This is a genomic window from Peribacillus deserti (assembly GCF_016909175.1).
GTDB classification, from domain to species: domain Bacteria; phylum Bacillota; class Bacilli; order Bacillales; family DSM-1321; genus Paraperibacillus; species Paraperibacillus deserti.
In genome coordinates this window covers 98,091-120,880 of record NZ_JAFBFI010000004.1, presented here as the reverse complement: position 1 = coordinate 120,880, position 22,790 = coordinate 98,091, and the positions used below count along the sequence as shown (strand labels likewise).

At 42.4% G+C, this 22,790-nt stretch carries 19 protein-coding genes; 16 read left to right on the top strand and 3 right to left on the bottom strand.

Going from position 1 to position 22,790, the window contains the following annotated elements:
• Positions 1-328 precede the first annotated feature (328 nt).
• From safA to JOC77_RS06230, 3 genes are all read left to right on the top strand, one after another.
• Entirely contained in the window at positions 329-2,860 is a 2,532-nt protein-coding gene (gene safA / locus JOC77_RS21565) for a SafA/ExsA family spore coat assembly protein (protein ID WP_204540326.1), read from the top strand.
• Positions 2,850-3,839 carry a phosphotransferase gene (locus tag JOC77_RS06235; RefSeq protein WP_204540323.1) on the top strand — a complete coding sequence of 330 codons (990 nt, stop codon included), beginning with the start codon at positions 2,850-2,852 and terminating at the stop codon, positions 3,837-3,839. Before safA ends, JOC77_RS06235 begins: the two co-directional genes overlap by 11 nt.
• Positions 3,840-3,918: 79 nt before the next feature.
• Positions 3,919-4,578, top strand: a complete 660-nt coding sequence (locus JOC77_RS06230; RefSeq protein WP_204540320.1) for a YhcN/YlaJ family sporulation lipoprotein — start codon at positions 3,919-3,921, stop codon at positions 4,576-4,578.
• A gap of 54 nt (positions 4,579-4,632) precedes the next feature.
• On the opposite strand, the gene JOC77_RS06225 is transcribed toward JOC77_RS06230, so the two are convergent.
• Complete coding sequence (locus JOC77_RS06225) at positions 4,633-5,298, bottom strand: SIMPL domain-containing protein (protein WP_204540317.1); 666 nt, start codon at positions 5,296-5,298, stop codon at positions 4,633-4,635.
• A gap of 176 nt (positions 5,299-5,474) precedes the next feature.
• On the opposite strand from JOC77_RS06225, the gene JOC77_RS06220 reads away from it, so the two are divergent.
• The 6 genes from JOC77_RS06220 (at position 5,475) to yajC (ending at position 10,693) form a co-directional block, all read left to right on the top strand.
• Complete coding sequence (locus tag JOC77_RS06220; protein WP_239558627.1) at positions 5,475-6,011, top strand: intercompartmental signaling factor BofC; 537 nt, start codon at positions 5,475-5,477, stop codon at positions 6,009-6,011.
• 336 nt (positions 6,012-6,347) lie between these two features.
• Positions 6,348-6,959 carry a Holliday junction branch migration protein RuvA gene (gene ruvA / locus JOC77_RS06215; RefSeq protein WP_204540313.1) on the top strand — a complete coding sequence of 204 codons (612 nt, stop codon included), beginning with the start codon at positions 6,348-6,350 and terminating at the stop codon, positions 6,957-6,959.
• A 12-nt stretch (positions 6,960-6,971) separates the two neighbouring features.
• The gene (gene ruvB, locus JOC77_RS06210; RefSeq protein ID WP_204540310.1) at positions 6,972-7,970 is read left to right on the top strand and encodes a Holliday junction branch migration DNA helicase RuvB; all 999 of its coding nucleotides are present in this window, start codon (positions 6,972-6,974) and stop codon (positions 7,968-7,970) included.
• 203 nt (positions 7,971-8,173) lie between these two features.
• Positions 8,174-9,202, top strand: a complete 1,029-nt coding sequence (queA, locus tag JOC77_RS06205) for a tRNA preQ1(34) S-adenosylmethionine ribosyltransferase-isomerase QueA (RefSeq protein ID WP_204540307.1) — start codon at positions 8,174-8,176, stop codon at positions 9,200-9,202.
• A 33-nt stretch (positions 9,203-9,235) separates the two neighbouring features.
• Positions 9,236-10,375 carry a tRNA guanosine(34) transglycosylase Tgt gene (tgt, locus tag JOC77_RS06200; RefSeq protein WP_204540304.1) on the top strand — a complete coding sequence of 380 codons (1,140 nt, stop codon included), beginning with the start codon at positions 9,236-9,238 and terminating at the stop codon, positions 10,373-10,375.
• 27 nt (positions 10,376-10,402) lie between these two features.
• Entirely contained in the window at positions 10,403-10,693 is a 291-nt protein-coding gene (gene yajC, locus JOC77_RS06195; RefSeq protein WP_204540302.1) for a preprotein translocase subunit YajC, read from the top strand.
• A gap of 568 nt (positions 10,694-11,261) precedes the next feature.
• On the opposite strand, the gene JOC77_RS06190 is transcribed toward yajC, so the two are convergent.
• Together JOC77_RS06190 and spoVB are read right to left on the bottom strand one after the other, a co-directional pair.
• Positions 11,262-11,642, bottom strand: coding sequence for a TIGR04086 family membrane protein (locus tag JOC77_RS06190; protein WP_338047188.1), 381 nt, complete (start codon positions 11,640-11,642; stop codon positions 11,262-11,264).
• Between the two features lie 142 nt (positions 11,643-11,784).
• Entirely contained in the window at positions 11,785-13,347 is a 1,563-nt protein-coding gene (gene spoVB, locus JOC77_RS06185; protein ID WP_204540661.1) for a stage V sporulation protein B, read from the bottom strand.
• A 208-nt stretch (positions 13,348-13,555) separates the two neighbouring features.
• On the opposite strand from spoVB, the gene JOC77_RS06180 reads away from it, so the two are divergent.
• The 7 genes from JOC77_RS06180 (at position 13,556) to dtd (ending at position 22,676) form a co-directional block, all read left to right on the top strand.
• Complete coding sequence (locus JOC77_RS06180; RefSeq protein ID WP_204540299.1) at positions 13,556-13,855, top strand: post-transcriptional regulator; 300 nt, start codon at positions 13,556-13,558, stop codon at positions 13,853-13,855.
• Positions 13,856-14,089: 234 nt separating this feature from the next.
• On the top strand, positions 14,090-16,345 hold the full coding sequence (gene secDF / locus JOC77_RS06175) for a protein translocase subunit SecDF (RefSeq protein WP_204540296.1): 2,256 nt from the start codon (positions 14,090-14,092) through the stop codon (positions 16,343-16,345).
• A 125-nt stretch (positions 16,346-16,470) separates the two neighbouring features.
• Positions 16,471-16,791, top strand: coding sequence for a lipopolysaccharide assembly protein LapA domain-containing protein (locus JOC77_RS06170; protein WP_204540293.1), 321 nt, complete (start codon positions 16,471-16,473; stop codon positions 16,789-16,791).
• 75 nt (positions 16,792-16,866) lie between these two features.
• Positions 16,867-19,230 carry a single-stranded-DNA-specific exonuclease RecJ gene (gene recJ / locus JOC77_RS06165; RefSeq protein WP_204540290.1) on the top strand — a complete coding sequence of 788 codons (2,364 nt, stop codon included), beginning with the start codon at positions 16,867-16,869 and terminating at the stop codon, positions 19,228-19,230.
• The gene (locus tag JOC77_RS06160) at positions 19,221-19,733 is read left to right on the top strand and encodes an adenine phosphoribosyltransferase (protein WP_204540286.1); all 513 of its coding nucleotides are present in this window, start codon (positions 19,221-19,223) and stop codon (positions 19,731-19,733) included. The genes recJ and JOC77_RS06160 overlap by 10 nt, the downstream gene beginning before the upstream one ends.
• A gap of 273 nt (positions 19,734-20,006) precedes the next feature.
• The gene (locus tag JOC77_RS06155) at positions 20,007-22,202 is read left to right on the top strand and encodes a RelA/SpoT family protein (RefSeq protein ID WP_204540283.1); all 2,196 of its coding nucleotides are present in this window, start codon (positions 20,007-20,009) and stop codon (positions 22,200-22,202) included.
• A 27-nt stretch (positions 22,203-22,229) separates the two neighbouring features.
• Positions 22,230-22,676 (top strand): D-aminoacyl-tRNA deacylase, encoded by a 447-nt coding sequence (gene dtd, locus JOC77_RS06150; protein WP_204540280.1) that lies wholly within the window; start codon positions 22,230-22,232, stop codon positions 22,674-22,676.
• Positions 22,677-22,790: the final 114 nt, after the last annotated feature.

The window sequence follows — 22,790 nt, the reverse complement described above, 5'->3', positions numbered from 1 at the left end:
TAATTCGATAAGCGCCTCGTGCAGACTGCTTTGCGTGGCGAAGATGATCCATATTATATTGTGCTGTCGCAGCAGGCATCACGACATCTTTTAATACGGGCAGAATATGCTTTCTTATGATACCTGCCGAATAAGGGGAGCAATTGTACAACCTTTTTTAAAAAAGCAAAATCTATAAAGACAGAATTAAATAAGGAATTTTACATATTATTTCTGGCATTCCCTTCTAAATATTCCGTTTTAGGCATAAGTTTTGATGAAAAAAAGGTTAGCACTTTGCCCACACCTTCATAGGATATAAGGACATTTGCATAGGAGGGAAGACAGCGTGAAAATTCATATAGCGAAAAAAGGGGAAACTCTCTGGAATCTGGCTAAAAAATATGCCGTGAATTTTGAACAGTTGAAAAAGCTTAATTCACAGTTAAGCAATCCGGATATGATCATGCCAGGGATGAAGATTAAAATTCCTGGGACTGCTAAGCCCATAAAAACAGATGCAGGATCTGGAGCAAAAATTACCTATAGTGCAAAGGAAGCTCCTAAAGGAGAGCCTCTGCCATTTATAAAAGAATCAGTTAAGGAAGCTCCGATCGCTGCAGCCCCGTCAGGAGCAGAACAGCCGCAGCCCGTGGAACTTCCGCAAGCCCCGCCAGCAGTAACTCAAGCTGCCCAGCCAGATGTACCTGAGGCTGATATCACTAATTACTATATGGCTAATATGGCAGAGATGTCTGCACAAGTGCCTATTCAGCAACCGGTTATTCCAGAAAAACCAAAAAATGTTCTTCCAGGCTTAATGATGGAGGAAGTAAAGGAAGTGCCTATTATAGAGATGCCAAAAAAGGAAGTACAAGTGAAGGAAGCACCTATACAGGAAGCACCTATACAGGAAGCACCTATAGAGGCAGCACCCGTACAAGAAGCACCCCCTCAAGTTGAAGGAGCGGCTGTTCCAGCGCAGGAGCAATGTATTCCGATATCACCTGTTATGCCAGGGACCGGCTATGGAGAACCGATAAACATGCCGAATATACCATTTCCGACTGCACCAATGTTTCCTCAAATGCCTTTTTATCCGCAGCAGCAATTTATGCCAGAACAAGGGACATATATGCAGCAGCCTTGTGTGCCAGAAGCACCAGAAACATATATGCAGCCCCCTGTCCCGCAACAGGTACAGGGAGCATACATGCAGCAGCCTGTCCCGCAGCAGGTACAGGGAACATACATGCAGCAGCCTCTCCCCCAGCAGGTACAAGGGATGTACGCTCAGCAGCCGTTTATGACACATGACGATGGTTCATTATTCGAGTCATCATCATATAAAGGTACTCAGCAGCCATTTCCTGCAGCTGGATATGGTCAGCAGAATTACCCTTATTATGGAGGCCAGCAGATGCCATTTGCCCAGTACCCTGGTGCAGGGCAGCCATACGCGGGAACCTTTGAATCATCCAGTTTACCTTACGGGGCATCGAGCAGCATTCCGCACTCCATGGTTTATGGACATCAAATGCATGCTGGCCCGCAATGGGGTCTGCCTGCCAATGCCCCTCAGCAAGTAATGGGGCAGTATGGAGAGCAGCCTTCTCTGCAGGCTGCAGATGACTGCGGATGCGGAGGCAGCCAGCAGCCTATACCACTTCACCCATCAGCGCCATATTACGGGCATGCAGCACAAACAGCCCCTCAAGCTCAGGGCTTTCAGGAATTGCCAGCGGGTTATCACCAGCCTGAAAGTTTCCAGGGTTCAGTTCCGCAAAGTGCTGGAGAATATTATGGACAGCAGCCTCCGGGAAGCTTTCCGCAACAGGGTTTTCCAACCGAAGAATCCTCTCAAGCAGGGGGTTATGGAGGGCAAGGCCAGCAGGACTATATGCCAGAATCGCCAAGTTACGGACAAAACCCGTATGAAATGATGCAGAATCAGCCAGGGTACGGAACACAGCCATTTGGAGGTCAATATAGCCAGCCGGGATCCAGTGCTCAGCCGCCTTTTGGGCAGTATAACCAGCCAGGATATGGAGAGCAGTCATATGGAGGCCAGCCATTAGGAGGCCAGCATGGTCAGCCAGAATATGGGGCACAGCCATATGGAAGCCAGCAAGGTCAGCCCGGATTTCCAGCGCAAGTCTATGGAGGGCAAGGCCAGCCAGGGTTTCCATCGCAATATGGAGGGCAAAGCCAGCCAGGTTTTCCAACGCAGCAATATGGAGGGCAAGGTCAGCCCGGGTTCCCATCGCAATATGGAGACCAAAGCCAGCCAGGTTTTCCAACTCAGCAATTTGGAGGGCAAGGCCAGCCCGGGTTCCCATCGCAATATGGAGGCCAAAGCCAATCAGGTTTTCCAACGCAGCAGTTTGGAGGGCAAGGCCAGCCCGGGTTCCCATCGCAAGGCTATGGAAGCCAAAGTCAATCAGGTTTTCCAATGCAAGGCTACGGAGGCCAAGTTCAGCCAGGATTTCCTCCGCAAAGCCATGGAGGCCAGAGTCAGCCAGGATTTCCTTCGCAAAGCTATGGAGGCCAGAGTCAGCCGGGATTTCCTTCGCAAAGCTATGGAGGCCAGAGTCAGCCGGGATTCCCAGCACAACCTTACGGAGGCCAGGGCCAGCCGGGCTATGGAGCCCAGCCTTTTGGAACACAGCAGCAGTATGGGGCACCATACGGCCAGCAGCCTCAAGCAATGCAAGGTGAAACTGAATTGAATCCAGAAGACATGCAGGGGTATAGTACTGCCCAGCCAGACCGCCAGCAATATGGGAATTCTTTAGATTTTTCACAGATCAGTCCCTTTATTCAGCAAAAACCCTTTAGTTCTTCAAAATATGCTGATGAAAGCGCGGACTATGGGCGGTAAGCCTAAAGGAGACAGTGCATTCCGCGCTCGTCTCCTTGCTTATTTGGCGAATTACGGATTTGAAGTAAAAAAGATTAATAAAATCCGAAATAATGTTTTTATGATTCACACTCGCAGAAGGACATATTTTTTTAAAGGATTTTCCAGTTTAAAAAAATATCAGACACAGAAAGCTCTGACTAAACTTCTGAGACAATATGGATTTTATAAAACCTATAAATTTTTATTTGATATACAGCCCTTCGAACATGAAGGATATTACTATGGGTTCATTGAATATTTGAAACCTCATAGAGAAGAATTCCGTTTTAATACCAGGAAAAATCGGGCAGAAGGATTAAGGCTTCTTGGAGAATTGCATCGGGCGACAGGGAACATAGTAAAGGATCGGCGATTTTATTATGCCATTCCTAGATACAATCAGACAGCAAAATGGAAACAGCGGCTTGAAGAATTTGAGAGCATTTCCCATATAGTTGCAAATTATGTCCCGGAGCAGGTAATAAAACAGGCAATTATGTGGGGCCATTGGGCTTTGCGGGGAGTCAAAGAACATGAAAGCCACTTATATAAAGAACCTGCTGTTATTACTCACGGAGATGTTGCCTATCACAATTTTTTAAGAGTCCATTCCGGAGAAGTATATTTAATTGACTGGGACCTGATTTCCAAGGCTCCGCCTATAATTGACTATTTACAGTTCGCCAACAGGATTCTCCCATCCATCAAGTATTCTTATAAAGAATTATGGTCCTACACGGCATTTAGAAACCTAAAAAATAACCCTGCATTTGTTTATGGATTAGGATTTCCTTCTGATATCTTCAGAGAATGGAACAGGCTTGTAAGAGAAAATCTGCTTGGAAGCCAGGCGCATGTCCATTCAGTCTGGAAGCTGACAGTGGAGGGCTTTGAAAAGAGGATCTTATTCCAGGAACACCTAAAAGAACGGATTGCTAAACTTCCACAGCAGCGCTGAAATTTTTTAGTAAATTCCCCTTTTTTATAGATACTATTAGTGAGCATAGTGCTCGGTGTCTATAAAGGGGGTTTTTCTGTTGATCAAAAAATACAGCTTGGCTGCAGCAGCTTTCGTTTTGCTGTTCCTCAGCGGCTGCGGTGGAGAGAATAACACAGAATATGGAGCCGCTGGAAACCATCCGGTTTATAATACTGAAAAAGATTTCGTAACCAATAGCAAGGATGGTATTATTCCCCGTCTTTTGTATGGAGGTACTGGTAAAAGAGATAGAGCTAACGAAGAAGACTATCCTTCACATCCCGATAATGCGGTCTACCAGGGAGATGGTCACAGTAGAAGAGATCAAAATTATCACGACCATTTGGGGAAAAACAATAAGCAGGGAGGGGCCATGGATGTTCGTTCGTCTTATTACACGGCCTATGATGGAAAATTGACAGAACGGCTTGAAAGAGCGGCGATCCAAAATCATAATGTAAGTACAGCGAGAGCGGCGGTCTATCAAGACAGAGCCATAGTCGCTGTGATTCTGTTTAAGAATAAAAATAAAGAAAAAACGAGTAAAGAGCTGGAAAGGACACTGGAAAATTCAGCCAGAGGCAAAGAAGTTACAGTTGTAACAGACCCGGGTACGTACAACCGGATCGATACCCTCGATAACGAATTAAGAGACGGAGGTCCGAGGACTCTTGTTGATTCTGATTTAAAGGATTTATTCCAAAATGTCCGCAAATGACAGAAGTGCTTTAAACTAGAAAGAGCAAAGCTAAGGAGCCTTGCTCTTTTATGTTTATGGCTTCAGAGTCCGCCCATAACGAAAAAGGGCTGATATTTTAGCTGTAATCTGCGTTCGGCCGGGTTCAATAGGTGTAGCAGCTGCCGGCAAAGAGGTTGATTGAAGCCCAAGCACTCTTGGCTGAGGTTCCATATCTGTTAGTTCAATTATTTCCAGAGGTTCTGGCATGATATTTGAATGTACAGAAATGGCGATTGATACTGCTTTATTCTGTGCATCTTGTACTGCAAGTGAAAGAGCCTTGAGATAAAACGCAGAGGGATTGGAAGCTTGAAAGGAAACATTAGAAATAGAATTGGCTCCATTCGCTGCCGCAGCATCTATAACGGATCCAGTCAGCGCTGTATTGAGGAAAGAAATGCTGAGCAAATGGGTTACTCTATAGCCTTTAAATACTTGTTTCCCTTCAACATAGTCATAGAGGATATCAATTCTGTACTCGCTTGTTTGTATGTCCTGCCGTTGTACACCTGCCTTAATAATGGCTGCGATTACGGCAGATATTTTTGAAGCATTCTCAGCCTGGGCCGCTGCTGCAGAGTTTCCGTCCGTAATAACTCCAGCTATTAAAGAAGCTTTATCCGGCTGTACACTAACAGAGCCAAACCCGGTTACTCTAATTGAAGGGTATCTCTCACTTCTTCTGTCCGACTGCTGCATCCTTAGGCCCTCCTCTCTTTGTATCTGTAACAATATATGTGCAGCTGGGCAAGGAGATTCGAAATTCGTGCATCAGCAATTTTTTATGTTTCGTAATAAATCTTGTGGAAGAATGGATATTTTTTGCAAAAAGGGAGAGAATACACATAAAAGTCCTATGTGCAAAGGTGATCTCTATGAAAATGTATACTATAATAGTAAGCTGTATGTTCATTCTAATAAGCTTTTCACAAACAGCCTCGGCTGAGATAGTTCGAGAGAAAACACCTGGAATCAAGTCTGCGCAGATATTGATTTCGAAGCATAGCGGCCCCCCTATCATAAGGGAAGTTATATTACAGCGGGTTTATGTGGATGGAGATATCAGTGAAGAATCTCTGACGGAAACCATTTGGTCAATGGAAGATTTCTGGGCGCAGTACACCGGCTGGCAGCTGATTTCTCAGAATAATAAACAGGTTATTTTCCAAAAACACCTTAATGACATTTCTCCTCTTTTAAAAACGAATGGATATTTTGGTTTAAGTGATGATGGAACACTATCCATTTTCAATGGCAGGCCCAGTGAATCCCATATCATCCAATCCTTTTTTCAGCTTGATATTAAGAAGCTTGAAGGCAGAACACAGAAAAAGCTTTATGACGGAATCAAAATATCTGACAAGAAACAATATGATGATGTTCTTGAGACATTCAAATCATATACCAAATAATACTAAAGGCTGCTAATGGGCAGCCTTTCTTATTGGGGAAATATTTCAGAAAAGTTCGGTCTTTTCACAAAGAACCAGCAATAACCCGCACTTTTTATCGCGCAAGCAGTATTTCCGCGCAAAGGAGCCGGATTATCGCGCGAAGAAGCAAATTTTCCGCCCAAAGAGGCCCGACTATCGCGCATTGAAGCAGACGCTTGATCAGCCCCATTGGCAATAATAAGTTTCTGCTGTAATTTATATCGAACAAATGTTCATGGATTGTCCATGTTTTTATAAACTTCTTCTGAATTGTATGGTAAAATGGTGTACAGCAAATCAGAGGAGCGAAAGTATTTGTACGATTTTATAAAAGGTACGGTTGATTATATTGCGCCAGAATACATAGTTATTGAGAATAATGGGATCGGGTATCAAATCATGACACCTAATCCTTTTGTTTTTACGAATAAAGGCAGTGAGAGTGTAACCGTTTATATTTATCATTATGTAAGAGAAGATATTGCGGCGCTTTACGGATTCAAATCCCGAGAAGAAAAGGCTTTATTTACAAAGCTCTTGAACGTTACCGGAATAGGACCTAAAGGAGCGCTCGCTATCCTGGCTTCAGGGCAGGTTCAGCAGGTAGTCCAGGCAATTGAAAATGAAGATGAAAAATTCCTGGTGAAATTTCCGGGAGTAGGTAAAAAAACGGCCCGGCAAATGATTCTAGACCTGAAAGGAAAGCTTGAACACATTGTTCCCGAATTCTTTCCTAATCTGTTCAATGAAGGATCTCATTCCTACTCATCAGGCAGTTTTTCTGAAGAGCTGGAAGAGGCGCTTCTCGCTCTTAAGGCTCTGGGATATTCAGATAAGGAAACACAGAAAGCGGCGAAAGAGCTTAGCAAAGAAAATCTGTCTACCGAAGAGTATATTAAGCGGGCGTTAAAGACCTTGCTAAAATAGGGGGGAATCGGCATGGAGGATCGAATTGTTAAACAGGAAGCTGATCTCAATGAAATTTCCTATGAATTAAGTCTGCGTCCTCAGAATTTAAAGCAGTATATTGGACAGGAAAAGGTAAAATCGAACCTGGAAGTCTTTATTGAAGCTGCTAAAATCCGCGAAGAAACGCTTGACCATGTTCTATTGTATGGACCTCCGGGCCTTGGGAAAACGACGCTCGCGGCTATTATTGCCAATGAAATGGGAGTTAATTTAAGGACTACTTCCGGACCCGCCATAGAGAGGCCCGGCGATCTGGCGGCTATATTAAGTGCCTTGCAGCCTGGTGATGTTCTATTCATTGATGAGATTCACCGGCTGCCGAGAACCGTCGAAGAAGTGCTGTATCCAGCTATGGAAGATTTCTGCCTGGATATTGTAATTGGAAAAGGGCCATCAGCCAGATCTGTAAGAATTGACCTTCCGCCATTTACGCTGGTAGGTGCAACGACGCGTGCGGGTTCGCTGTCTGCGCCTCTTCGGGATCGTTTTGGTGTACTTAGCAGGCTGGAATATTATACAGTAGAACAGCTGAAACAGATTGTAATCAGAACCGCAGAAATACTTGATACAGATATCGCCGATGAGGCGGCAGATGAAATAGCGAGAAGGTCAAGAGGGACACCCAGGATAGCCAACCGTCTATTGCGGCGTGTAAGGGATTTTGCGCAGGTAAAAGGGGATGGGTTTGTCACTGTTGTACTTGCTGACCATGCGCTTGAATTAATGCAGGTTGACCGTTTAGGATTAGATCATATTGACCATAAATTACTTAAAGGGATTATTGAACGCTTCCGGGGTGGTCCTGTAGGCCTCGATACGATCTCAGCGACGATTGGTGAAGAATCGCATACCATTGAAGATGTATATGAACCTTATCTGCTGCAGATAGGATTTTTGCAAAGAACTCCACGCGGCAGAATTGCCACACATCTGGTGTATGAACATTTCAATATGGAGATTCCATCATGATGACGATTTTTCCAGCATGCTGATCATACCGGTGCCATTTTATTAATAGCCTGGCTTCTTCATGCTATAGTAAAGTCGGCAGGGGAGCATCCGCCTTTAAATCTCAATCGTAGAAAATCCTAGTCAGTATTTACTGCCCGTCATTTAATATGTTTTCCATAATTTAAGATAGAAGGCAGCTTTGAAAGAACGGAGTTGTAAGGATGAAAGTAGAATTATTTGATTTTCATTTACCGGAAGAATTGATTGCCCAGACACCGCTTGAGCAGAGAACAGAAAGCAGATTAATGGTACTTGATAAGGAAACCGGGGAAATCACTCACGAAATTTTTAAAAATATCAAGAATTACTTAACGCCAGGAGACGTATTGGTTCTGAATGATACGAAGGTCCTTCCTGCCAGGTTATTTGGTATTAAAGCAGATACTGGTGCGAAAATTGAAGTACTCCTTCTTAAGCAGCAGGAAGGGGATAAATGGGAAGCACTGGTTAAACCTGCTAAAAGGATCAAAGAGGGAACTGAAATTCTTTTTGGCGACGGACAATTAAAGGCTGTCTGTGAGGATGTGGGCGAGCATGGCGGGAGAATTCTGGATTTCCAATATGAAGGCATTTTTTATGAAGTGCTGGAAGAATTAGGCCAAATGCCTCTCCCTCCATATATAAAAGAACAGCTGGAGGATCAAGACAGATACCAGACCGTCTATGCCAGAGAAAGAGGCTCAGCAGCCGCGCCGACAGCAGGTCTTCATTTTACAGAGGAATTATTGGCTGAAATTCAGGAAATGGGAGTCCATGTCGCTTTTATTACTCTCCATGTAGGTCTTGGTACATTCAGGCCTGTCAGTGTGGAGGATATTGATGAGCATGAAATGCATTCGGAATATTATGTAATGACAGAAGGCACTGCCCGTCTCTTAAATGATGTAAAAGATAAGGGAAGAAAAATAATAACGGTTGGAACCACTTCGACCAGAACTCTTGAATCTATTGCCTTAAAAAGCGGAGGAGTATTTAAGGAAGACAGCGGCTGGACGAATATTTTTATTTATCCAGGGTATGAATTTAAAGCAATTGATGGCATGATTACAAATTTTCATCTGCCAAAATCGACCCTGATCATGCTGGTAAGTGCGCTTGCTGGGAGAGAACCTATATTAAAAGCTTATAATACAGCGGTAGAAGAGAAATACCGTTTCTTTAGTTTTGGAGATGCCATGTTTATCCGCTGATAGACTTGCACCCTTTGGAAGGAGATCCACCACTTGAATCCTATAAGATACGAACATATTAAAACTTGTAAACAAACCGGAGCCCGTCTGGGTATTGTGCATACCCCGCACGGTTCCTTTGAAACACCGGTATTTATGCCAGTAGGAACATTAGCCACCGTTAAAACGATGTCGCCTGAAGAATTAACTGCAATCGGGGCGGGCATTATCCTAAGCAATACGTATCATCTCTGGTTAAGGCCGGGAAATGAGATAGTAAGGGAGGCTGGCGGCCTTCACAAATTTATGAATTGGGATAAGGCCATTTTAACCGACTCTGGCGGTTTTCAGGTGTTCTCTTTAAGTGAGTTCCGCAAGATCGAAGAAGAAGGAGTCCATTTCAGAAACCATTTGAATGGGGATAAACTATTTTTATCGCCTGAAAAGGCCATGCACATTCAAAATGACCTGGGCTCTGATATCATGATGGCGTTTGATGAATGCCCTCCATTCCCTGCTACCCATGAATATATGAAGAAGTCGGTTGAACGCACTTCGCGATGGGCTGAACGCTGTCTGCAGGCCCATAACCGCCCGCAGGACCAGGGGTTATTTGGAATCGTCCAGGGCGGCGAATATGAAGACCTAAGAAAAATGAGTGCACAGGACCTGACATCTCTAGACTTCCCAGGATATGCAGTAGGCGGCCTTTCTGTAGGTGAACCAAAGGACGTAATGAACCGAGTGCTCGAATTTACTACTCCATTATTGCCTGCTGATAAGCCAAGATATTTGATGGGTGTCGGCTCACCAGACTCGTTAATTGACGGTGCAATCAGAGGAATAGATATGTTCGACTGTGTGCTTCCTACAAGGATTGCCAGAAACGGCACATTAATGACCAGCAATGGCCGTGTCGTTATTAAAAATGCTAAATATGCTAAAGATTTTGGACCTCTTGATGAAAATTGCAGCTGTCATGTGTGCCAGAATTATTCAAGAGCTTACATCCGCCATCTTATCCGCTGTGAAGAAACACTGGGAATTCGTTTAACGACTTACCATAACCTTCACTTTCTGGTAAACTTAATGGAGCAAGTCAGACAGGCTATCAGAGAAGACCGCCTTGGAGACTTCAGAGAAGAATTTTTCGAGCGTTATGGATTTAACAAACCTGATGCTAAAAACTTTTAATAGTAAAAAAAGAAAGGAGGAATTAACATGGGTTCTTTAGGTTCTCTAATACCATTGCTGCTGATGTTTGTTTTGTTTTACTTCTTATTAATTCGTCCACAGCAAAAACGCCAAAAAGCCGTTCAGAGTATGCAGGGCGGTTTAGCTAAAGGGGATAAAATCATTACCATCGGAGGGCTTCACGGTATCGTGGATTCTCTTGATGAAAACAAAATGGTCATCCGCTGCGGAGACGGAAGCAGACTTACATACGACAGAGCTGCTGTCCGTGAAGTAACGGAAAAAGCTCAAGAGAAAAGCGTTTCTCTAGACAAATAGAAAAGCGGAGAACGGTGCTTTTCTGCACTTATACATGTAGAAAGGCTGAGCTTAGTGCTCAGCCTTTTTTATTTTTTCACTGACAGCAAGAAAAGCGAAAAGCGGTGCCTGCCTATACTAACTAATTGTAAACTGAATGATGAAGTGTTAATGAGTATACAACTAAGCGGATAAGGCAGGCAGAGACCCGACTTGCATAAGACGAGCAGGCTGTGAGAAGTGCTTTTCTTCTCATGGACTGATTGGCTTATGACACGAGGGTCTCAGCTTGGAGCTGGACAACAAGAAAAGCGAAAAGCGGTGCCTGCCTATACTAACTAATTGTAAACTGAATGATGAAGTGTTAATGAATATACAACTAAGCGGATAAGGCAGGCAGAGACCCGACTTGCATAAGACGAGCAGGCTGTGAGAAGTGCTTTTCTTCTCATGGACTGATTGGCTTATGACACGAGGGTCTCAGCTTGGAGCTGGACAACAAGAAAAGCGGAGAACGGTGCCTGTATATAAGCTCAATTCTCTATACTAAAAATGCGGCATTCCTCTCAGGGATGCCGCTTTTATATATTTAATCGGAACCGCCGCTTAAATTAACCCCAAGAATAGCCCCCATCATCGATGTAAGCATAAAACAAATGTAGTAGACCAGCTGTTTGATAGAAAATAAAGAATCGTGGCCAAGATATTGGAAGAGAAGGACGACTGCTGCATAAGCTAGCCCCGTACCTCCTCCAAGCAGCCAGCCCTGCTTTTTTCCTTTTCCTCCGCTGATAAAACCGCCAACGAACATAGATATAAATGAAACGATCATGATAGGGTACGTTAGTGAAGATTCTGTCAGTGAAGTAAATCGCAGCAAGATAGAAAAAATAAAACTGGATACAATCGCTAATATAAAAATAGAACTAACGCCATAAAGTAACGCACTCCCCATTTTCCTTGATTCCACCTGATTCCACTCCTTTTATGGTTACTATAATGGAAATGTTTTAGAAAATATTCAGCCCCAGATATAACGATTTTTGCTTACTGTATGGTCAGTACAAGCATATTCTCCACAGCGGTCATGTAGAACAAGATTAAGGCGGAATTTATCTAAAAAAAACAAGCAGCAGCAGCCTGCCAAATAGGGGGATTCTCCTGGCTTCCTCTTTGCTGATTAATTTGCAGAAAAAGGTCAGGCTGACAAATATGGCAGTCATGATCACTACGGCAAGAATAAGTTTTAGGTTAGGTGCCATATCCGCCAAAAGTTCATAATAACAATAATGTCCGATGAACCCGGCTGGAACCATTATTAAAAAGGTAAAGAAATAAGGGCGGATATGTATGCTCATATTAATTCTCTTCATGATGGTTGCATAATGGAGCATCGTTACAAGCACTGTACCAACCGCAATGCCTGCTGCTGCACCCATAATCCCAAATTGTTCCTGCGATGCAAAAATGAAAATGACAGCTGTTTTCAAAATAGCCCCGATCAAGCTGTTGTACATGGCTGCTTTAGCTAAATTTAGAGCCTGAAGGGTAGCCTGCAGCGGCGCCTGATAATAGGAGAAGATAAAAAACGGAGCGAGAAATTTGATGAAAACAGCAGCGTGTGATGTCCCGTAAAGTGCTTCCATCAGCGGGTCAGCTAATATATATAAAACTAAAGCTGACAAGGCACCTGTAATAAAGGAAAACCTTAAAGCCTGCTGGAGCCGGTGTTCCACCAGCCTGGTGTTTCCGATATAATTTGCTTCGCTTATTGCCGGTATCAGCGAAGTCGATAAGGAATAGGTAACAAAAGATGGCAGCATTAAAAGCGGCAGGGCAAAGCCTGTTAATTCCCCGTATTGCTTTGTGGCAAGGGAGGAAGCTACACCAGCAATGGCTAGGCTCTGTGCAACCACAATTGGTTCGACAAACCAGGAGAGCGATCCTATCAGCCTTCCGCCTGTTGTAGGCAGAGCAACCTCCATAAGCTCGCCGAACGTGCTTTTTCCGGATTTAACAGATTGAAAGAAGTTCTTACGGAATCGGAAATGCTTCTTCATCTTGAACATGGTCAATAGGTACAACAACGAAATTAATTCCCCTACTACATTAGCAAACATAGCGGCGGCTGCGGCATATTCTACGCCATAAGGAAGGAACTTAGCGGTTAGAAATGCTACAAGCGAAATGCGGACAACCTGCTCTAGTACTTGTGAATAAGCGGCAGGCTTCATATTCTGGCGGCCCTGAAAGTAACCCCTTAAAACGGATGAAACTGCCACAACCGGAATAATGGGAGCCATGGCCACGAGGGGATATAGAATTCTAGAATCAGTAAACAAGTGTTTAGAGAGCAAAGGTGCTAGAAAAAGGAGAATCGGTGTGAAGATAATGGATAACCCAACCGTTGCGCTTAACGAAACAACCAATATTTTCTTAACCTTCTTTTCATCCTTGTTCGATAAAGCTTCTGCAACACATTTAGAAATAGCGACCGGCAAGCCAAGCTGAATGATGGATATTACAAGGATCAAAGACGGAAATGCCATCATGAATAGGCCTACACCTTCTTCTCCTATAGAACGAGCGACAACAATTCTATTTATAAATCCTAGAACTCTTGTAACTAAGCCAGCGGCCAAAAGAATCATGGTTCCTTTTAGAAACTTTGACAACATGAATCCCTGCCTTCTCAAAAATAGTCATTTCATATACAATTAACTATATGCAAGCAGGTGGACAAAGCATGACATGTCCAGGGAAAAAGATCATACAGGCACTACAGCTCCTCATATTCCGTCTGTCCGCTTTAGCGGATAGATTGGCTTTGATGCAGTACATAGTTTCCTAAAGGCAAAATAATAATCGATAGGGGCGCTTCCCATGAAGAACGAGCATCCATACCAGCACTTTAAAGAAAAGGTACAGCCTGCACTTCAATGTAAGCTGGATGAGTTTTCCCTCCTTGGCTATGGTGATGTAAAAGAAGATGAGCTCTGGCTGTTTCTAACGAATAAAAAATGGAAACGCCCTAAAGAAGAGGTTTTTCTTTTTGAAGTCGTGGAGGATATCCTTTCCTTAACGGTAAGTGAATATATGAATTTCACCACGATCGAGGCGTTTAAACAGCCTACACTATTAAGTGAAGAAGGGAAGAAGGAACTGAAAGAGCTGTTATTCTGATCCTAAAGGCCTGCTAAACCAAATTGACAGTACTTTTAAATTAACTCATAATGGTCTTTGTATGGCTTTTCCTGCCATTTATAAGAATGAGGTATATGCCGCAAAAAACATGCCTGGCAAATGCCAGGTTTCTTAATAATGAGATATTACTGGATGTTAGGAGTGATGCGGAATAGTTTTTTGTTTCATCAGCAAGTGAGACTATATAGAAAGTAAAGAGGGGGCAAAAGCAGAATGGTAAAAAGAGCTAGAATCGTTGCCTTTTTTATCTTGTTGCTTGCATTAATAGCAACTATAGGAACCACATCAAAAGGTATTTTAAACAAGATTAACCTTGGATTGGACTTACAGGGCGGCTTTGAGGTTTTATATGAAGTAAAGCCTGAAAAAGGACAAAAAGTAACCGAGGCTACACTTAAAAGCACTGCCGGTGCTTTAGAAAAGCGCGTAAACGTATTGGGTGTCAGCGAGCCTAATATCCAAATAGAAGGAAAAGACCGCATCCGTGTGCAGTTAGCAGGTGTGAAAGACCAGGATAAAGCCAGGGAAATTTTATCTACCCAGGCAAAACTTACTTTCCGGGACTTTAATGATAAGGTCATGCTGAGCGGAGCAGATTTAAAAGCAAACGGGGCAAAACAGTCATTCTATGAAAATACTCCGGCTGTAGAAGTCACTTTAAAGGATGCAAATAAGTTTAAGGAAATTACTCAGACCATAGCTCAAATGGCGCCGCCTACAAATGTTCTTGCGATCTGGCTGGATTTTGAGGAAGGAAAAGATTCTTTCCAAAAAACGGCTACGCATGACAATATGATTTCGGCACCATCCGTTACGAAAATTATTGATCAAAACACTGTTTTTATTACAGGTAATTTCAAAATGGAAGAAGCTACAGAGCTTGCAAATCTTCTTAATGCCGGTGCACTGCCGGTTGAATTGGAGGAAAAATATTCAACTTCCGTTGGTGCAAAATTTGGTGAAGAGGCACTGCATAAGACCATTGAAGCAGGAATAATCGGGATAGCAGCTATATTTTTGTTTATGATTGCTTATTACCGCTTTCCGGGCTTCCTTGCAGTCATTACACTTGCTGCCTACATTTACCTGACATTGTTAATATTCCAGTTAATGCAGGGTGTACTGACGCTTCCTGGACTTGCAGCTTTAGTGCTTGGAGTAGGTATCGCGGTAGATACTAATATCATCACCTATGAACGGATTAAAGATGAGATTAAGATAGGGCGCACTATTAAATCCGCGTTTGCTGCAGGAAATAAGAATTCATTCCTTACCATTCTTGATGCGAATTTAACCACGTTACTAGCAGCCGGTGTTCTTTTTGTCTATGGGACAAGCTCTGTAAAAGGTTTTGCTACTATGTTAATCATCGCTATTCTATTAAGCTTTGTGACCAACGTATTCTTTTCAAGAATCTTGCTTGGACTATGGGTTCAAAGCGGCTTCTTGAATAAAAAAGCCGGCTGGTTTGGAGTAAGAAAGCAAGACATTCACGACCTTAAAGAGTCTGCTGATCCTTTTAGCATGCCGACTAGATTTGATAAAATTGATTTTGTGAAACACCGCAAAAAATTCTATATTTTTTCAATAGCATTGACTGTAATAGGAATCATCTTCCTATTGGTATTTAAACTAAATCTGGCTATTGATTTTACCAGCGGTACACGTGTTGAAGTTCAATCGGATAAAGCTCTTACCACATCAGAAATTCAAGAAGAATTTAAGAGCCTTGATTTTGAGGCAGACGACGTCGTATTATCCGGAAATAACAACACAATCGCTGTAGCAAGATTACAGGGAGTTCTCAGCAAGGAAGAAATCTCCAAGGTGAAAGACCACTTTGATGATAAATACGGCTCAGAGCCTTCCATCAGTACGGTGTCTCCTACTATAGGCAAGGAATTGGCCAAAAATGCTTTCTTTGCATTGATCATAGCGTCTATAGGCATTATCATTTATGTGACCTTCCGCTATGAATGGAGAATGGCTTTCCCTGCTGTTCTGGCCTTACTGCATGATGCATTCTTTATCATAACCGTTTTCAGCCTCTTGCGTTTAGAGGTAGATATCACTTTGATCGCTGCAGTATTAACGATTGTCGGTTATTCAATCAACGATACAATCGTTACGTTTGACCGGATTAGAGAAAATATGAAAAAGAAAAGAAAGATTAAAAACATCGAAGAGCTTGAAGATATTGTTAACCTGAGCTTAAGGCAGACATTTGGCCGTTCGGTTAATACAGTGTTAATGGTAATCATCCCTGTTATTGCTCTTCTGTTCTTTGGAAGCGGATCGCTGTTTAACTTCTCTTTTGCCTTGCTTATGGGCTTAATATGCGGCGTATACTCGTCCCTTTTCATTGCCTCACAAATCTGGCTTGACTTAAAAGAAAAGGAAATTAAACAAAAAGGAAGCCTTATTACTTTTGTAGAAAAGAAAAAGAGCAGCTCTGAACCACAAGTATAAACATTATGAACCTGTAAAACGGCCATCCGTTCTGCAGGTTTTTTTATTTTCAGAAGGATCTAGTTTTTATCTATCATTATTAGGGAAAATTAGTCGTGTCGAACTGGATGAAAGGGGGAATCATAGTGAAAGTACAGGGGATGTTTATTATAGCGTTAGCATTTGCTCTTCTTGTATCTGCCTTTGCTGTCATAAATGTAGACAATGTAACAGTGGACTATTTTTTTGGAACATCCAGGCTGCCTCTTATTGTAGTTATTCTAAGTTCTGCTTTAATGGGAGGAATCATAGTCGGATGCCTGGGGCTCCTTAAGGTTTTTTCGTTAAGAAGGGATATAAGAAAGCTTAAAAGAGACAGGGATGAAAAAGAAGTCCAGCTTGAGCTGGCTGAAAGATCGATGGATACAGCTGCTCCAAATGTAGAGGGAAGCGACCAAACATTGTGATCAGCCCTGATTTTTAATACAGATTGAAACCCCTTAGCCACTTTTGTATAATAAGGAAGGTTAAGGGGTGAATTTATGCTTAAATCAAAAACTCGATGGATCGTGAACGAATCAGACAGCGAGACAGTTAATGACCTTGTACAGCAATTAAATATAACACCTCTGGCTGCAAAGTTATTGGTAAACCGTGGACTAGCAAGCGCAGAATCGGCACGGACTTTTTTATTTAATAACGATGAACCTTTTCATGATCCATTTCTTTTTAATGACATGCAGAAGGCAGTCGACAGAATATATAAAGCAATTGATAAAAAAGAAAAGATTTTAATTTTCGGTGACTATGATGCGGACGGTGTCAGCAGTACTGCCATTCTCATGATTACTTTAAAAGAATTAGGTGCAAGGGTAGAATACTATATTCCCAACCGGTTTACAGAAGGATACGGCCCTAATATTCCAGCCTTTGAACAGGCTTTAAATAATGGAGTCAGTCTAATCATTACCGTGGATACGGGCATTTCTGCCGTAAAAGAAGCTGAGTTCTTGCAAAATGCTGGTGTGGACTATATTATTACAGACCATCATGAACCAGGAGCCGAGCTTCCTGCAGCGCTGGCTATTATTCATCCGAAGCTGCCCGGGAGCAATTATCCATATAAGGATCTGGCAGGAGTAGGTGTCGCCTTTAAATTGGCCCATGCACTGAAGGGAGAGCTTCCTGAAGAACTCTTAGATATTGCAAGTATTGGAACAATTGCTGATCTGGTGCCGCTGTTTGGAGAAAATAGACTGATTGCAGCAAGAGGCATTAAGAAGTTGAGGCACACAAGCCGCCCTGGCTTTTTGGCCATGTTTAAAACAGCGAATATCAAGCAAAGAGAAATTAATGAAGAATCTATTGGCTTCGGCCTTGCACCTAGAATCAATGCGGCTGGAAGGCTTGACAGTGCTTATCCTGCTGTTGAACTGCTGCTTTCTAATGACAGTGAGGAAGCACAAATCATTGCATCTGAAATAAATGAAATGAATAAAGAGCGGCAGAAAATCGTAAGTGAAACGGTCGAAGAGGCTATAAGGGAAGTAGAAGACCATTATCCGCCTGACAGCAATGGAATTCTCGTCATCGGAAAAGAAGGCTGGAATCCAGGAATCGTCGGCATAGTAGCTTCCAAGCTCGTTGATAAGTTTTACCGCCCTGCAATCGTTCTTAGTTTCGATGAAGAAAAAGGGATAGCCAAGGGATCTGCAAGGAGCATCGAAGGCTTTGATTTGTTTGCTAATTTATCTAAGTGCCGTGACATCCTGCCGCATTTCGGAGGCCACCCAATGGCAGCGGGCATGACTTTGAATCTCGAAGATGTGCAGGAGCTGAGAACAAGGCTGAATAAACTTGCAGGCGAGCAGCTGTCTGAGGAGGATTATACTCCTATTACAAAACTCGACAGCAAGATTACTCTGGAAGAAATCAGCTTATCGGCCATTGAGGAATTAGAAATGCTTGCCCCTTTTGGAATGGGCAACCCAAAGCCGCTTATATTAATTGAATCAGTTCCGATGGATTCCATTAAAAAAATAGGAGCTGATCAAAAGCATCTTAAGATCATCCTTGATAACGGGGAGGCAGAACTTGATGGTGTAGGATTCGGACTGGGTGTTCATTATGATCATATTTCCCCTTATTCCAGGGTATCCGTAATAGGTGAGCTTTCCATTAATGAATGGAATAATGTCAGGAAACCACAGATCTTTCTGGCTGATTTGTCTGTATCAGATTGGCAGCTGTTTGACTGCCGGGGAGTACGGCCTGTTTCTAAATGGCTTGACCATATTCCCGAAGGTACATTAAGACTAATCGTGTTTAATGAAAGTACATTAAATGGCTTAAACGATGAATTAAAAAGTAAGGCTGTTCTCCTTGAAGAAACCACTGAAAACATGGATGCCCTGGATGGAATGAATCTAGTTTTGTTCGATATGCCGAAAAGCAGTGCCGCTTTGGAAAAGTTACTAAAGGGCAGGCAGCCCGAACGGATTTATGCTCATTTTCATCAAGTGCAAAACCATTTTTTCAGCACAAGGCCGACTCGGGAGCACTTTAAGTGGTTTTATGCCTTTTTGGCTAAAAGGGAAACCTTTAATTTAAAAACACACGGAGATCAGCTGGCAAAATACAGAGGATGGACAAAAGAAACTGTTGAATTTATGTCACAGGTGTTTTTTGAATTAGAATTTGTTAGAATAGACAATGGATTGATTACACTAAATAAAAATGTGAAAAAACGGGAATTGAGCGATTCAGATACATATCGCCAAAAGCAGGAGCAATTTGAATTGGAACAAGCACTACTTTATTCCTCTTACCGTGAATTATATGATAAGTTTAATCAATTAATAGAGGAAACCGTATTCCTTGAGGAGGATAATAAACAATGGATTTAAAGCAATATATTACAATCGTTCCAGATTGGCCGAAACCGGGAATTAAATTTAAAGATATTACAACCCTGATGGATAATGGTGAAGCATATAAGTATGCAACAGACCAGATGGTTGAATATGCCCGTGAAAAGCAAATTGACGTTGTCGTGGGACCTGAAGCCAGAGGGTTTATCATTGGGTGCCCAGTGGCTTATGCTCTTGGAGTAGGTTTCGCACCTGTCAGAAAAGAAGGCAAGCTCCCTCGTGAAACGATTAAAGTACAGTATGGCCTTGAATACGGCAGTGACGTGCTGACGCTTCACAAAGATGCGATCAAACCTGGGCAGCGCGTATTAATTACCGATGACCTTCTGGCAACTGGCGGAACAATTGAAGCAACCATTAAACTTGTAGAGGAATTAGGCGGCGTAGTGGCTGGAATAGCCTTCCTTATAGAACTTTCTTACCTGGATGGAAGAAGTAAGTTGAATGACTATGATATTTTAACACTTATGAAATATTAATAAGATTGTAACGGAAAAGGCACTCTATTGGCTCATAGAGTGCCTTTTCTGTTACAATTGATAAAATATACGCAGTTTTTTCAAAAATTGTCCGAATTTGACAGGGAAATTATGAGAAGAATGGCAAAACAGGTTATTTTCCCTTTACAGATTGAACTTTTACTTTGATAATAGTTACAATTAGGTTAAATAAAGCGAACCAGATTTTAGAGAATAGAGTATACTACAACTTATCTTTGTACGGATAATTCTTATATATAAAAAGGTGATTGAATGGCAAATGAACAAATATTAAGTGCAGATCAGGTGATACTCAAGGCAAAGGATTACTTAAGTGCGGAAGATGTCGATTTCTTGGAGAAAGCTTTTAAATACGCTGAGAACGCTCATAGAACCCAATTCCGTAAATCAGGAGAACCATACATTATCCACCCGGTACAAGTAGCAGGCATTCTGGCAGATTTGCAAATGGATGCGTCTACAATTGCTGCCGGTTTTTTGCATGATGTGGTGGAAGATACAGATATAACGTTAGATAATCTTAAGGATGCTTTTGGCAAGGAAACAGCCATGCTTGTTGACGGAGTTACGAAACTGGGGAAAATCAAATATAAATCTCAGGAAGAGCAGCAAGCTGAAAACCACAGAAAAATGTTTGTAGCCATGGCTCAGGATATCAGGGTTATCTTAATTAAACTCGCAGACCGGCTTCATAACATGCGGACGCTTAAACACCTGCCGCTTGAAAAGCAGCGCCGGATTTCTAATGAAACGTTAGAAATATTCGCACCGCTTGCCCATCGTCTCGGGATTTCAAAGGTTAAATGGGAGCTGGAGGATACCGCATTAAGATATTTAAATCCACAGCAATATTACCGAATTGTTAATCTAATGAAGAAAAAACGTGCAGAACGAGAAGAATATCTGGATGACGTTATCGAAGAAGTGCGAAATCAAGTTAATGACGTAAACATTCATGCTGAAATCTCCGGCCGTCCTAAGCATATCTATAGTATTTACCGTAAAATGGCATTGCAGAATAAACAGTTCAGTGAAATCTATGATCTTCTTGCAGTCCGGATTGTGGTGAACAATATAAAAGACTGCTACGCCGTACTCGGCATTATTCACACATGCTGGAAGCCAATGCCTGGCCGCTTCAAGGATTATATCGCCATGCCTAAACCCAATATGTATCAATCCCTGCACACAACCGTTATCGGTCCAAAGGGAGATCCTTTAGAAGTGCAGATTCGTACAACGGAGATGCATCGAATAGCGGAATTTGGGATTGCTGCGCACTGGGCTTATAAGGAAGATAAAAAAGCAGATACACCGACACAGCTTGGAAATAAATTAAGCTGGTTTAGAGAAATATTAGAATTCCAGAATGATGCAACAAACGCAGAGGAATTCATGGAAGGCCTGAAGATCGATTTATTCTCAGATATGGTGTATGTATTTACTCCTAAAGGTGATGTTATAGAACTTCCATCAGGGTCAGTTCCAATTGATTTCTCATATAGAATTCACTCGGAAATAGGAAATAAAACCATTGGCGCTAAGGTTAATGGGAAAATGGTCACGCTCGACTATAAGCTTAAAACCGGGGACATTATTGAAATCTTAACTTCTAAGCATTCTTATGGACCCAGCCAGGATTGGCTTAAGCTTGCCCAAACCTCTCAGGCCAAGAATAAAATCCGGCAATTCTTCAAGAAACAAAGACGCGATGAAAATCTCGAAAAAGGAAAAGAGCTTGTGGAAAAAGAAATCCGCAGCATGGACTTTGATCTTAAAGAGATTCTAACCTCGGACAATATTAAAAGAGTGGCCGATAAGTTTAATTTTTCTAATGAAGAAGATATGTATGCTGCTGTCGGATACAACGGAATTACGGCTGCTCAAATAGCGAACCGCCTGACTGAAAAATGGCGGAAACAGAAAGAAAAAGAACAGGAAACAACACTAAAAGATACCGTAGCGGATCTTAGAACGTTCCCTAACAGCAGGAAAAAAGAATCAGGTGTCCGGGTAAGGGATATTGATAATCTTTTGATTCGTCTATCCAGATGCTGCAACCCGGTTCCGGGTGACGATATCGTTGGGTTTATTACAAAGGGCCGCGGAGTTTCCGTCCACCGGTCTGATTGCACCAATTTGCAGAGTGAAGAAGCGGAAGACCGCTTAATTCCTGTAGAATGGGAAGGCGGTCTCAATGAACGCAAAGAGTACAATGTAGATATTGAAATAAACGGCTATGACAGAAGCGGACTATTAAATGAGGTGCTTCAGGCTGTAAATGAAACGAAAACGAATATATCAGCTGTTTCGGGCAAATCTGACCGGAACAAAGTAGCCACCATTCACATGTCCATTTCCATCAATAATGTAAACCACCTGCAGAAGGTGGTCGAAAGAATTAAACAGATTCATGACATATATGCAGTACGAAGAATCATGAATTAAACATCATGTTGAAGAAGGAGCTTTTTTATGAGAGTCGTTTTACAGCGGTCGGGAAAAGCTTCTGTCAAAGTAAATGACAGGACAATCGGCCAGATCGATAAAGGCCTCGTCCTGCTTGTCGGAGTGACTCACGGCGACACAAAGGAAGATGCAGCCTATCTTGCAGAAAAAATCGGAAATCTCCGCATTTTTGAAGACGAGAATGAAAAAATGAATCTTTCGTTAAAAGATACAGGAGGTTCCATCCTATCTGTATCGCAGTTCACTTTATATGGTGATTGCAGAAAAGGAAGAAGGCCGAACTTTATGGCTGCAGCCAGGCCTGATGAAGCAAAAGGATTATACGAGATCTTTAACACACTGCTTCAGGAAAAAGGATTCCACGTTGAAACAGGTGAATTCGGAGCCATGATGGAAGTCAGCCTGATCAATGATGGCCCGGTGACACTGATCGTTGATAGCAAGGATAGATAATTTACACAGGCCAGGTTCTTAGGAACCTGGCCTTTTGCTGTAGTCTTTGAGGAGGTTGTGAATATTTAAATGGCATGAGTTCAGAGATATGCAATCCGGAGCGTGTTGACGCAT